Below are 13,344 nucleotides of genomic sequence, written 5' to 3'. Positions count from 1 at the left end.
CTCGTTGCGTCCCCGGAAAGCGACTCGGTCGTCGCGAGCCCTCCCCTCGGGAAGGTCGCGACGACCGAGTGAATCCGTCTGCGTGAGATCGACTTCGGAGTCCGGCGCTTACGGCCTGTCGAATGCTTCGTAAGCCCGTACCGTCCCGGCGCTCACTCGGCCCGCTGCGACAGGATCTCGACGTACCCGTCCGTTCCGTGCACCCGGATCCGCTGCCCGTCGCGGATCAACCGGGTGGCATGCTCCACGCCCACCACGGCGGGCAGGCCGTACTCCCGCGCGATCACCGCCCCGTGGGTCATCAGTCCGCCCACCTCCGTCACCAGACCTTCGATCGCGACGAACAAGGGGGTCCAGCTCGGATCGGTGTAGGCGGTGACCAGGATGTCGCCCGGTTCGAGGTCGGCCTGCGCCATATCCGAGACGACTCGGGCCCGCCCTTCGACGGTCCCGGCGGATACCGCCATTCCGGCCAGCGCTCCGGGCGGCAGATCCGCGCGCCGATACGCTCCGGCGAGGGTCTCGCCGTCCGAGGTGAGCACCCGGGGCGGTGTGAGCCCACGATACGAACGGAAAGCGTCCCTCCTCTCGCGAACGAGCTGGTCACGCGGTTGCCGTGTGCGCACGAGCTCGTGCAACTCGTCGAAGGTCAGGTAGAAGATGTCTTCTCGCCGGCGCAGTGCCCGGACCTCCACGAGACGCCCGGCCTCGCGCAAGAGGGCTTGTTTGTAGACGAAGTAGCGGCTGACCATGCCGTACTTCGGATACTCCCGGTATCCCGAGAAGGTACGGAGGCGGTCGATCACGCGCGCGGTCTCTTCGGCTTTCCGTTCCCCGTCCGGCAGGGTGCGCAAACGCTTCAGCAGCTCCTCTTCTTTCTGCCGCGCTTCGCGTCGGCCGTCCTCGAAGCGTCGCTCGGCCGCGCCCGGTTCGAAGCTCTTGATATTCCCCAGGATCGTCGGCACCAGTGCGGCGGGGCGTTCGCTCCAGCGCGGCCGCGTGAGGTCGATCTCGCCGGCGCAGCGCATACCGTACTCGTCGAGATAGGCCGCGATGGCCGCCCGTGCCTCGCGGCCGCCCGGCACATCCACCAACTCGTCCAGGAAGCTCCTGTCTTCGCGGCCCACGTCCTCGACGCGCCGCAGAAAGGCCACCACTTCCGGGTGCGGACGGATCACATCGGCGACGTCCAGCAGCGCCAGGCCCATCTCCGAGGTGACATTGTGCGGCACCGATTGCGCGAGCGTATCGGCCGCGTTCTTCTCCTCACCCAGCCATTCCCCGAGGTGGTCGTTGAGCCAGAAGGTAGCGTCCATACCCGCCACGATCGCCTGGTGGCTGCGCGGGTCGAACAGAAGTCGCTGCATCTCTCCGATATCGGCCCGGATGAAGTCGAGCAGTTCCGGTCCGGACCTGGTCCCGATATCGCGTATCAGGGCTTCGACGGAGGCCCGGTTGTCCGCGATGAGCTCGGCGACGATCGCCGGATCGGTCTCGATCGGGTCGGGGGTGCCACCGGTCGGCGCGGCGGCGGGCGCCGCTTCCGGGGCCGTCCGGACGAAGTCGTCCCGTTCGACGACGGTCCGCAACGCGTCACCGATGAGCGGATCGGATTTGCCGAGCGCGTCGATCACGCCCTGACGGGTCGCCGGCGACGACAGACGTTCGGTGACATCGACGAACAGCCGGCCGCCCGCGTGCCGCATGGGCGCCCGGCTGGTCAGCTGCCACATCGAGATCCCCAGCGGCTTCATGGGGTCGGTCATCATCTGCTGGTGACCAACGGAGACGTAGACGCGGTTCGCGTCGTCGGCGGCCTCGGGAATCGGGAACAGCGTGGTGATCGGCCGGCTCTGCACGATGCGGAACTCGTCGTCGACCAGGCACCATTCGATGTCCTGCGGGCTGCCGAAATGCGCCTCGATGCCGCGGCCCAGTTGCGCGAGGTCCACGATCTGCGCATCGGTCAGGACCTGCTGGTTCTGCCGCTCGTCCTCGATCTCCTGAAGGTGGGTGCCGCCGGCCGGTGCGGGCGCCACGGCGACCCGTTTGGTGGCAACGGTCCGCTCGGTGATCTCGCCGTCGCGCACCTGGTAGACATCCGCGTTCACCAGCCCGGAAACCAGGGCCTCACCGAGACCGAAACCGGCGTCCACGGACACAACCCTCCGGTTGGACGTGACAGGGTCCGCGGTGACGAGGATCCCGGCCGCCTCCGGAAACACCATCCGCTGCACGACCACCGCCATCTGCACCTTCCGGTGTTCGAAGCCGTTGCGCAGCCGGTAGGTGACGGCTCGTTCGGTGAACAGCGAACCCCAGCACCGGCTGATGTGCCGAAGCACCGCCTCCGGTCCCACGACGTTCAGATAGGTGTCCTGCTGACCGGCGAAGGACGCATTCGGCAGATCCTCGGCCGTCGCGCTGGATCGGACGGCGTACGCGTCGTGCGCACCGAGCTCGGCGACCGAGCCGGCGATCTCCGCCGCCACATCACCGTGGACGGCCGATCCTTCGATCGCCTGCCGTATCTCCGCGCTCAGTGCGCGAATCGGGTCCCGGTCGTCCGGCTCGAGGTGCGACAACCGCTCGAGCAGCTCGTCGATCGCCGGAGTGTCGGCCACGACCTGCCGGAATGCCGCGGTCGTCACGCAGAAACCGTCCGGCACCCGGATACCCTCGATCCGCGACAGTTCCCCGAGGTTCGCGCCCTTGCCGCCGACGACCGCGACCTGTGTGCGGTCGATCTCCTGGAAGCCCAGCACGTAACCCATTCACTGCTCCTCACCTGTGGTTTCCTGCGTACCGGGGCGATTATGGACCACAATCCGGAGCCTCATGAGGGCCGCGAATCGTGTATAACGTAGAAGGGGGATGGGGAGTGCGTTACGGCGTCTGCTCGGCTTTCGCCTCGTATCACCGCACATGCCCGGTGATGCTGTTCGGAGCGACCTGCGAGCCCTACTACGGGCTGGGCTGGTCTGTGCGCCGACAGCGAACGTGAAGCGTTTTCGCGCCGCCAGATGGTGCAGGATGTCGACAATGCATCCCGGCCCAGCGCGGGTGGTGTGCTCCAGATCCGGTATATCCGCGCGGCGCCGGCGAACCGTGGCCGGCCCGGTTCTCCGGTCGTGGCGAAGGAGGCGAAGGCGCGCGGCACCAGTCGATGGACAACCCATCAGGATCCTGACTCAGGCAAAGGGTAGCCCTGTATATCCGATTCGGGCGACGCTGCTGTGTACCTGCCGAACGGCCGCGGATTCGCTGTTCGGTTCAGCCGGCCGTCCAGGGCCGTAGTTTTTCCGGATTCCGGATCGCCCAGATGCGGGTGATCCGGCCGGCGGCGATATCGAAGGCGTAGACCGAGACGATGGTGTCGTCGAGCTGTGCCACCAGGCCGGGCTGGCCGTTCACCGTGCGCTCCTGGAGGGTGACCGCGGGGCCGCGGGCGGCGATTTCGATCCAGGCGCGGGCGATCCGCTCGCCGCCGTCGATGGGGTCGCGGAAGGCCGGTGCCAGACCGCCGCTGTCGGCCGTCGCGGTCGCCCGCGGATCGAGCAGGCCGATCAGGGCCTCGATATCCTTGCTCTCCCAGGCTCGTTTGAAATCCCGGACCACCTCGGCGCGTTCGGTACTCGACGGGCCGTGTGAGGTGTCGACGCGGCGGCGGGCGCTGGAGGCGAGCTGGCGGCAGGCGGCGGGGGTGCGCCCGACGATATCGGCGATCTCGGCGAAGGAGTAGCGGAAGACGTCGTGCAGGACGAACGCCACCCGCTCGGCCGGCGTCATGGAATCCAGCACGACGAGAAAAGCCATACTGATCGACTCGTCGAGGGTGACCCGGTCGGCGGGATCGACGGGGGCGGGGCCGTCGAGCCATTCGGACCGGCCGGGTATCGGCTCCGGAATCCATTTGCCCACGTAGTGCTCCCGTCTGGCGCGCGCCGAGCCGAGCAGATCGAGGCAGATCCGGCTGGCGACCGTGGTCAACCACGCGCCGGGCGCCGCTACCTCCTGCCGCTGCCGCTCGGAGAGTGCGTACCACCGCGCGTAGGTCTCCTGCACTACATCCTCGGCCTCGGCCAGGGAGCCGAGCATCCGGTAGGCGAGGTTGATCAGCCGGCGGCGTTCGCTGATCACCGCGGGCAGTTGCGGGTCGGTCATGGCCGGCTCCTTCGTTCGGTTCGTCCCTTACCGGAATCGACGAATCAGCGTCCCGAAATGTGAGCGACGCGAAGCGTCTCGATGAGGGGTGGTGGTCGGGCGACGGGCGCGGCGGCCTGACATTCCGGAGGGCTGTGTCGTCGAAAGCTCGTGACGCATTCAGCAAAGCAGGAGTCCGGAAAATGATCAGAATCGGCATCATCCTCGGCAGTACCCGGCCCAACCGCAACGGCCCGCAGGTCGCCCGGTGGGTTCTGGACTCGGCAGCGCAGCGGGCGGATGCCGAGTTCGCACTGATCGATCTGCGCGACCACCCACTACCTCATCTGGACGAGCCGGTGCCGCCGATGTTCGGCCCGTCGGTTCATGCGCATACCCGCGCTTGGGCAGAGCGGATCGCCCCGTTCGACGGTTTCGTGGTGGTGACCCCTGAGTACAACGGCGGCGCACCCGGCGTGCTGAAGAACGCCCTCGACCACCTGTTCGCGGAGTGGACCGACAAGGCGGTCGGGTTCGTCTCCTACGGCGCGGGCGGTGGCGCCCGAGCGGTGATGCAGCTACGGACGGTGTGCAGCACGCTGGGTATGGCCGATGTGAGCTATCAGGTCGCGATCTCGGTGCTCACCGATTTCGAGAACCGCACCACCTTCACACCGCGCGACCACCATGCCACCGCCCTGAACACGCTGCTGGATCAGGTCGTCGCATGGAGCACCGCCCTGGCGCCGCTGCGCCGGCCCGCCATTGATACCCCGGATATCGACTCGGAAGGAACCGAACGTGACGACTCCGAACGACTCTCGGTCACGCACTGATCGCCTCGCGGCGGACGAGATCGAGCTCCGCCGGCAGATCGACAGGGTGGTCGAAGGACTCCGAGCCAAGGATCTCGAGGCGCTGCGGCAGCTGTACACGACCGACGTCGTGTCCTTCGATGTCGAGCCGCCACTCCAGCATGTCGGGATAGCGGCGAAACTCGAGAACTGGGCGAAAGTGTTCCTCGTCTTCGCGAGCGTGATCTACGAGGTTCGCGACCCGGCCTTCACTGTGGGTGATGACGTGGCGTTCGGGCACGCGTTCGCTCGTCTCCGCGGCACTCTGAAGAACGGAGTGGTGGCGAGCGGTATGTGGGTCCGGGTCACGTACGGCATGCGGAAGATCGACGGCGCCTGGTTGATCGCGCACGACCAGGTCTCGGTACCGCTCGATATCGCGACCGGTAAGGGTGTGGTCGACCTCGAGCCCTGACCGTTGACGATGCGCCGGAGCGCAGCGCGAGCACAGCCTCCGGTGTGCAGTCCCCGCACGGCCGAACGGCAGGCGGAGTGAGCACGGACCTGGCGAGCGCGGTACAGAACCACCGGCTCCACGCCTTGTCCGAAGGCGAGCGGATCGGGGTGACCAGATCGTCAGAAGGCTCCCGTGCTCATGGACCGTCAGCATCGCGGAGCCCGCAGGCGACCGAATACTACGGCGGGCAGGCTGTCCGTCGATCGATGCCTTTGTGCAGACACGAAGCTGGCGTCATAGCTGTTCAGAGGCGTATTCGGCCGATGCGCGACTTCTGGGATTTCTCGTAGGACCCTGTGCGGATACGTTCCCGAGCGGACCGCGAAGGGCCGGCCACCCCGGGCGTACCGGCACGACACAGACCAGGTGAACGGCCTTGCCGAGGCGGCGGTATGACATCCGTCTCGGGTTCGCGGTGCGCGGGTGTGGCATGCTGGGTGGTGAGTACGGGTTGTTGAAGTGATCGCCCGGCTCGCAACAGGAAGTAAATCAAAAGTATGTCGCAAGGCAGTGTGAAGTGGTTCAACGGCGAAAAGGGCTTCGGGTTCATCGCGCAAGACGGTGGCGGTCCTGACGTTTTCGTCCACTACTCCGAGATTTCCGGCTCCGGCTTCAAGTCCCTGGACGAGGGGCAGCGGGTCGAGTTCGAGATCGGCCAGGGCCAGAAGGGCCCTCAGGCCCAGAGCGTCCGAGCCATCTAGAAGCCCGGTAGCCACGAAACCCGCGCCACGGCGCGGGTTTCGTGCTTTCCGCAGCTGGGAGCCGCGCCCGGCCCGGAAAGTGGTTCCCGGCAGGTCTACCGCAGAACGATCACCTGACATCCGAGGCCTGGTGTGAGTACCCAGTCGAATTTCGGCGAGCCGCTGACGGAACCCACGCCCTGCGGACCACCTCTCGACTTCCACATGCTCGGAAGGGCCGCCGCAGCCGCCAGCCATAGCCACTCGGGGTCGAGTAGGGAATCGAAGTAGCCCGCAGCGGGACAACCTGAAGAACCCCACGCACGCTGTTGATCCATGGTTATCGTGAAGCCGAAATCATTGTTGATCTCGATGACAGTGCGCAGTGAGTGCGCCTCGGCAACACCTGCCGCTGGATGGAGCGCGTGTCCGGCCACAGCCGACATCACACACGCCGGCAGTCTCGGGTCGCCCGGCCCGACTCTGAAGTACATGCCCATCCGCTCGCGCACGGAAGCGTCGATCTCACCTTGATGTTCGTCGCGCTGTAGGACCGCTGCGCCATCATCGGATACTGCCGATCCGGTCCGTGCTGACGCCTGATGTCATTTTCCCAGGTCACCCCACTGACATATTCAGGTCGCCTGCCCTCGTCGGTGTACTCGCGGCACCGGGCTTGCATGTACGTATATGTCTACTTATAGTTAGGCCACGGCATGTACGTATACATCTACTTATAGCTACGTCGCTGTCGATTCGGGATCGGGAGGGCCTTCCGTCATGTGCGCTCAACCCGGGGCCGTCCCCGTTTCGAACGACTCGACCTGGATCTGCGTGATGCCGGCCTGGCGGTGGGGCTTGCGGCCCCACTATTCAGTGATACTATCTACCAGTAGTCAGTGATGCTTAGTAGTGGAAGGGAGTGTTCGTGGGCAAGCAGGAGACGGAGATGCTCAAGGGAACGCTGGAGGGCATCGTGCTGGCGATCCTTCTCGGCCGCCCCGCGTACGGATACGAGATCACCGCATGGCTGCGGGAGCAGGGCTTCTCCGATATCGCCGAGGGCACTATCTATGCCCTGCTGGTCAGGATCGAGAAGCGCGGCCTCGTCGATGTGGAGAGGGTTCCTTCGGAGAAGGGCCCGCCTCGCAAGGTGTATTCGCTCAACGCCGCGGGACAGCAATATCTCGACGAGTTCTGGAGGACCTGGAGCTTCCTCGCCGAACGTATCGAACAGCTCCGTGTCAAGGGAGGCAAATAGTTATGGACATCTCGGATCTCACCTCGAAGGTGATCGGCGATCTCGGCGACAAGAAGCGGTGGCGGCAATACAAGGCGCGGGCCAAGCAGCTTCCCCCGAGTTATCGCACCGCGGTCGAGGCTTTCGAGCGGTACCTGATGTACGGCGGAGCGGGAGGTGGTGGCGTTGCGATGTTCGACGACCTCGCTGATCTGTTCGAGCAGAGTGCGGCCGATGACGTCCCGATCCGCGAGGTCGTCGGAGATGACCCCGTGGAGTTCATCGAAACGTTCGCGCGGAACTACCAAGAGGAGTCCTGGCTCAACCGGGAGCGGGCACGGCTGAACAGCGCCATCGAGCGCGCCGCCGGAGAAGGAAAGTAGGACCATTCGATGACGACACAGCAAACTCCGGCGATCCGTGTGCAGGGTCTGGAGAAGTCCTACAACAAGCTGGAGGTGTTGCGCGGGGTGGACTTCGAGGTCGAGCGGGGCAGCATTTTCGCTCTGCTCGGCTCGAACGGGGCCGGCAAGACCACCATTGTGCGGATCCTGTCCACACTGCTCAAAGCCGACGCGGGAACAGCCGGAGTCAACGGCTTCGACGTCGCCGACCAACCGGGCAACGTACGCGAATCCATCAGCCTCACCGGTCAGTTCGCCGCCGTCGACGAAATCCTCAGCGGCCGGGAGAATCTCGTGCTGATCGCCAAGCTGCGGCACCTGAAGAACGCGGACACGATCGCCGAGGACCTGCTCGAGCGCTTCTCGCTGACCGACGCGGCTACGCGGAAGGTGTCCACGTACTCCGGTGGTATGCGCCGCCGCCTCGACATCGCCATGAGCCTTATCGGCAACCCGCCGGTCATCTTCCTCGACGAGCCCACCACCGGGCTCGACCCCCAAGCGCGCATCGAGGTGTGGCAGGCGGTCAAGGAACTCGCCGAACACGGCACCACGGTGCTGCTCACCACTCAATATCTGGACGAGGCCGAACAACTCGCCGACCGGATCGCGATCCTGCACAAAGGCCGCATCATCGTCAACGGCACCCTCGCCGAGCTCAAAAAACTCCTCCCGCCCGCAAAGGTCGAATACGTCGAGAAGCAGCCGAGCCTCGAAGACGTCTTCTTCGCCCTCGTCGGAGACGAAGACGAAGACAGTGCCCCCGGCAATGACCGCAGCGCGGTACGGACGAAGTAAGGAACAATGATGACCACACATTTCTTCGCCGACACCACCCTGCTGCTGGGACGATCCCTGCGCCACATCACGCGCAGTGTGGACACCATCATCACGACCACGATCATGCCGATCGCGTTCATGCTGCTGTTCGTCTATGTCTTCGGCGGCGCGATCAATTCGGGGTCGGATTCGTACGTGCAATATCTGCTGCCCGGAATCCTGCTGATCACGGTCGCTTCGGGGATCTCCTACACCGCGTTCCGGCTTTTCCTCGATATGAAGAGCGGTATCTTCGAGCGGTTCCAATCCATGCCGATCGCACGGTCGTCGGTGCTGTGGGCACACGTACTGACCTCACTGGTCGCCAACCTGATCTCGCTCGTGGTCGTCGTGCTCGTCGCCCTGCTCATGGGCTTCCGATCAGGGGCCGGAATATTGGCCTGGCTCGCGGTCGCCGGCATCCTGATCCTGTTCACCCTCGCGCTCACCTGGATCGCGGTCATCCCCGGTCTCTCCGCGAAGACCCCGGACGGCGCGAGCGCGTTCTCCTACCCGCTGGTCTTCCTGCCGTTCATCAGCTCGGCGTTCGTACCGACCGACACCATGCCCGGCCCGCTTCGAGCCTTCGCCGAGAACCAGCCGGTGACCTCGATCATCAACGCCATTCGCCACCTGTTCACCCAACAGCCGGTCGGCACCGATATCTGGATCGCCCTTGCCTGGTGCGTCGGCATCCTCGTCGTCGCCTACCTCTTCGCCATGAACACTTACCGGCGCAAGATCTCCTGACAGCACTGTGACCGGCCCGGATGGGCGATAGGTCGACCTCGAAAGCCTGGTGTGGCCGGCTGACGGGCCACCGAGAAAACTCGAATATTCAGAAAAGGATCACAGCAATGGTAGGCACGCCGAACGAAACATCGAGGCAGGGCCCCTTTGTCGAGGAAGGCTGGGGGAAGGTCGCCGACGCGTTCCGCGCGAACTTCGAGGATCCCGGCGAATCAGGCGCGGCGTGCTGCGTCTACGTGGACGGTCATCGTGTCGTCGACCTGTGGGACGGTATCGCAGGTCGCGAGGTGGACGGCCCCGCCGGTCGCGAGGCGAACCGCCCATGGGGCCACGACACCGTCGTCCGGGTCGCCTCCTCGACGAAGGGCGCTACCGCGATCTGTGCCCATATGCTGGCACAGCGCGGTGAATTGAATCTGGACGCCCCGGTGGCCGAGTACTGGCCGGAGTTCGGTGCGAGCGGTAAGGACCGGATCCCGGTGCGCTGGTTGCTTTCCCACCAGGCCGGTCTACCGGTCGTCGACGGCCCGCTGACCTTCGAGCAGGCGTGTGCCTGGGACCCGGTCATCCGCGCACTCGAGGCGCAGCCGCCGCTGTGGGAGCCGGGCACCGAGCACGTCTACCACGGTGTCACGTACGGGTTTCTGGTCGGGGAGGTCGTGGGCCGGATCTCCGGCAAATCACTCGGCACGTTCTTCGCCGACGAGGTGGCCGCCCCGCTCGGACTGAGCGCCTGGATCGGTTTGCCCGAAGAACACGAGGGCCGATTGGCCCGGATCGACTACGCCGCTCCGTTCAGCGTGGCGGAGCTGACCGCCGGAATGATCAAGAGCACCGGGCTGGACGCGGACACGGTTACCGCATGGATGAACGCCGGCTGGGGTCCGGATTCGGTCGCGATGCGCGCCGGGTCGCTCGGCGGTGCGTTGGACAACATGGCCGACCCCGCGACCGCGTACTACACCACGCGTGCCTGGCGCGCGGCAGAGTTCCCGGCCGCGAACATGGTCGCCGACGCGCGATCACTGGCCCGGATGTACGCCGCCACGGTCAGCGATGTCGACGGCGTGCGGCTGCTCGATCCGCCCACACTGGAACGCGCGACAGCTGTCCAGACCGACAAGACCCGGATGCACGGGCTGCCGCCGGCGCTGGACATCCCGGCCGACCGCTCCTTCTACATGTCGCTCGGGTTCTGGCGGGCCTGCCCGCCACTGCCGATGCTCGGGCCGGGGTCGTTCGGCCATCCGGGCTCGGGCGGATCGATCGGCTTCGCAGACCCCGATTCCGGGGTCGGCTTCGGCTACGTCACCAACCTCTGGGACTTCCGGCCCGACGACCCGCGGGCGTCTAGCCTGGCCGAGGCAGTTCGATCCTGCCTCGGCTGACGGGAGTTCTCACGCCCTCGCCGGATCCGCCCCGACTGTGCATGCACAGTCGGGGCGGATCCGGCTACGAGAGCACTCGTCCGGTGGTGATGCTCACCGAGCTCCCGTCCCGGCCCCGAGATGCACGGCTCGGGTGTGCCGAGGCCGCCACTGCGTGTGCGCATAGTCGGGGCCGCACGAACTCGAACCTGAGAACCCCCGCCCACAGGGGTAAGGCCGGCAGGTGCGCTGACCAGGGCCGGTTCGATCGGCCGGCCTACGGATGTGCCCTGTCTGCTCGGTGAAGTGGCCAGAGCCCGTCCCGAAAACGTCCATGGGTCCCGGAACCGGCCCGCGGCGGCGACCACAGCGCCCGGCCGCCTCGCCGACGCCTCTGCGACCAGCAGCCTCCGGAATCCGATCGGGCGGCAGGTGACAGGACCGTGGCTTCCGGATCACGTTTGTGCAGCTCAGGGCAATCTTCCTCGGGCAGGGCAGCCGGGCGCCGATAAGATCGTCCGCATGATCAACCCCGCGCGCGCCCTGTCCCGCCCTACCGGTGTGACGGCCGCGATCCTGGCGGCCGCGGCCACCGGACTGGTGCTGGGCGCCGCGCCCGCCACCGCCGCGCCCGCTGCCGGGTTCCCGGTGCCGCCGCTCACGGAGGTCGCGGCGGCGGGGACCGAGGGTCTGGACCCGCTGCTGGCCCTCGCGTACACAATGGCCGAACAGGAGGCTCACGCGCAGGGCGTACCGATGTCGATCAATTCCGGCTATCGCACGCCCGAGGAGCAGCGCGCCATGTGGGAGGACGGGTTGCGCACCTACGGGACCCCGGAGGAAACCCGCCGCTGGGTGCTGCCTCCGGAGGAATCCACGCACGTCACCGGCCGGGCGGTCGATATCGCGCCCCGCGAGGGCGCCGCCTGGATGGAGGCCAACGGTAACCGCTGGGGGCTGTGCCGGACCTTCGACAACGAATGGTGGCATTTCGAGCTGGCCACTCTCCCCGGGACCGGGTGCCCGGCCCGGGTGCCCGACGCCGCGCACCGCTGACGGAATCGATAACGGGGCCTGTACCGGAACGAAGGCAGCGAGTGGTGGTATTTCGAGCCTCCCCCGGGTCCTCCGCGTACCGCTGAATGGACCGGGGCCGGGCCCCCGCCTGCTGTCGCTCGGGTGCCCGGTCGGGGCTCCCCGGATGCGGCGCGTGCGGGAACGAAGCGCACGCGCCGCCGTCGGCATCGGCGGGCCCGGGATCAGACGCCCGACAGCGACCGGAGTTCGTCGAGGAAAGCGCGGGTCCGTGGGTCGCCGGGGAAGTTCTCGACCAGTTCGTGCGCGACTTCGCTGCCGATGCACAGCAGCGAGGGCAGAGATCGCCGTTTCGCCTCGAACGCGCGCCGCCCCTCCTCGACCGCCAACTCCAGATCCCGTCCGCGGGCGGCCACCACGGCCAGGGTCAGCCGGGCTTCGGCGACCCGCATCGGATTGCGCACCGAACCGTCCAGGGTCACCGAATCGGCCAGTACCGCCTGGGCATACATCTCGGCGTGGCTGTCGTCGCCGACGACGCGGCAGCAGTCCATGGCGTAGAAATCGAATTTCTGCGGGTCCACCACGAAATGGTTCTCGAGGTCGTCGGGATGACCCAGCCGGTTCAGCAGCGTGCGACCCTCGGCCAGCGCCGCGTTCACCGCCGCGCGATCACCCAGCCGTGCCCAGGCTTTCGCCCGCTGGGCGGCGAGCTGTACCCCTACCCCGCTGGCCGCGCATTCGCTCGGCACCGCCTCGGCCGCTTGGATCACGCCGCGATGATTGCCCTGGGTGAGTGCGAACCAGGCCGCCAGTTCCGAACTCCAGCCGATGATCTCGGTATGCCCGGCCTCCTGGCCCAGCGACCTGGCCGCTCGCCGCGTGGCCTCGGCGCTGCTGCGCCGGCCGAGATCGTATTCGAGGCAGCCCAGCAGCAGCGCGACCCAGCCCGCCAGTTCCAGGACTTCCTTGTGCTGGGCCAGGGTGAGCCGGCTGTCGAGCAGCGCGGCGATACGGCGCAGCCAGCCCGACGCCTCGAGGTGGAGTTCGCGCGGATCGGAGGAGGCGTACTCGCAGCAGAGGCGCTGCGCGGTGATACGGACCGCGTCCAGCGTGGCGGTCGAAATATCGGACATCCGTAGGCGTCCCATGAATTCGAGCGTGTCCATCCCGGTGGCGGTGAGTAATTCGTCGTCGCGGCTCGGGCGGGCCTTCGGGAAGAACGCCGCGGCCACCGAATCGAAGGCGGCCGCGATGAGGGGAGCGTAGAAATCGTCGGGGCGTGATTCGCCCGATTCCCAACGCCGCCAATTACGTAGGAGCGTGCTGTCGGTCGGGAGATTATGGGACGACTTGGCGCGCAGGGCGCGGACGGCGTCCGCCTGTGACCACCCACGCGCATCGCGTTCCGAGCGCATCCGGATGGCCCACAGCGGACGATCTTCAGCAGCAGTCACGTCGCCAGTATTGCACCAGCAAACTTTCCGTGGACCGCAGAGGGCATCCAGATGTCCCCCGCATGACCTCTTCTGCCGTTGCCGGCGTTGGGTCATGATCGAATCGGACCGGCTCTGCGCCGGTTCAAGCAACACCCC

General features: G+C 66.6%; 12 protein-coding genes. 9 read left to right on the top strand and 3 right to left on the bottom strand.

Annotation, left to right across the window (positions count from 1 at the left end; translation table 11 throughout):
• Nucleotides 1-152 precede the first annotated feature (152 nt).
• Entirely contained in the window at nt 153-2,774 is a 2,622-nt protein-coding gene (rph, locus tag IEY68_RS02025; RefSeq protein WP_058855559.1) for a rifamycin-inactivating phosphotransferase, read from the bottom strand.
• 499 nt (nt 2,775-3,273) lie between these two features.
• The gene (gene sigJ / locus IEY68_RS02020; RefSeq protein WP_058855560.1) at nt 3,274-4,164 is read right to left on the bottom strand and encodes an RNA polymerase sigma factor SigJ; all 891 of its coding nucleotides are present in this window, start codon (nt 4,162-4,164) and stop codon (nt 3,274-3,276) included.
• A gap of 182 nt (nt 4,165-4,346) precedes the next feature.
• Here sigJ and IEY68_RS02015 point away from each other — a divergent pair, with 182 nt between their 5' ends.
• The 9 genes from IEY68_RS02015 (at nt 4,347) to IEY68_RS01975 (ending at nt 11,770) form a co-directional block, all read left to right on the top strand.
• Nucleotides 4,347-4,979, top strand: coding sequence for an NADPH-dependent FMN reductase (locus tag IEY68_RS02015; RefSeq protein WP_058855561.1), 633 nt, complete (start codon nt 4,347-4,349; stop codon nt 4,977-4,979).
• Nucleotides 4,945-5,412 carry a YybH family protein gene (locus tag IEY68_RS02010; RefSeq protein ID WP_058855562.1) on the top strand — a complete coding sequence of 156 codons (468 nt, stop codon included), beginning with the start codon at nt 4,945-4,947 and terminating at the stop codon, nt 5,410-5,412. The genes IEY68_RS02015 and IEY68_RS02010 overlap by 35 nt, the downstream gene beginning before the upstream one ends.
• A gap of 539 nt (nt 5,413-5,951) precedes the next feature.
• Nucleotides 5,952-6,155: a cold-shock protein gene (locus IEY68_RS02005; protein ID WP_030517997.1), complete on the top strand. Its 204-nt coding sequence runs from the start codon at nt 5,952-5,954 to the stop codon at nt 6,153-6,155.
• A gap of 907 nt (nt 6,156-7,062) precedes the next feature.
• Nucleotides 7,063-7,395: a PadR family transcriptional regulator gene (locus IEY68_RS02000; protein WP_058855783.1), complete on the top strand. Its 333-nt coding sequence runs from the start codon at nt 7,063-7,065 to the stop codon at nt 7,393-7,395.
• Between the two features lie 2 nt (nt 7,396-7,397).
• Nucleotides 7,398-7,757, top strand: coding sequence for a DUF1048 domain-containing protein (locus tag IEY68_RS01995; protein WP_058855564.1), 360 nt, complete (start codon nt 7,398-7,400; stop codon nt 7,755-7,757).
• A gap of 9 nt (nt 7,758-7,766) precedes the next feature.
• Nucleotides 7,767-8,576, top strand: coding sequence for an ABC transporter ATP-binding protein (locus tag IEY68_RS01990; RefSeq protein WP_058855565.1), 810 nt, complete (start codon nt 7,767-7,769; stop codon nt 8,574-8,576).
• 9 nt (nt 8,577-8,585) lie between these two features.
• Nucleotides 8,586-9,347, top strand: a complete 762-nt coding sequence (locus IEY68_RS01985) for an ABC transporter permease (RefSeq protein ID WP_058855784.1) — start codon at nt 8,586-8,588, stop codon at nt 9,345-9,347.
• Between the two features lie 107 nt (nt 9,348-9,454).
• Complete coding sequence (locus tag IEY68_RS01980) at nt 9,455-10,735, top strand: serine hydrolase domain-containing protein (protein ID WP_058855566.1); 1,281 nt, start codon at nt 9,455-9,457, stop codon at nt 10,733-10,735.
• Between the two features lie 501 nt (nt 10,736-11,236).
• Entirely contained in the window at nt 11,237-11,770 is a 534-nt protein-coding gene (locus IEY68_RS01975) for a M15 family metallopeptidase (protein WP_058855567.1), read from the top strand.
• A 203-nt stretch (nt 11,771-11,973) separates the two neighbouring features.
• Here the strand turns inward: IEY68_RS01975 and IEY68_RS01970 are convergent, their stop codons facing one another.
• Complete coding sequence (locus tag IEY68_RS01970; protein ID WP_229718562.1) at nt 11,974-13,206, bottom strand: XRE family transcriptional regulator; 1,233 nt, start codon at nt 13,204-13,206, stop codon at nt 11,974-11,976.
• Between the last annotated feature and the right edge of the window lie 138 nt (nt 13,207-13,344).

Source organism: Nocardia jinanensis, assembly GCF_014645735.1.
In the GTDB taxonomy this organism is placed as follows: Bacteria; Actinomycetota; Actinomycetes; order Mycobacteriales; family Mycobacteriaceae; genus Nocardia; species Nocardia jinanensis.
This window is presented reverse-complemented; position numbering and strand designations above follow the sequence as displayed.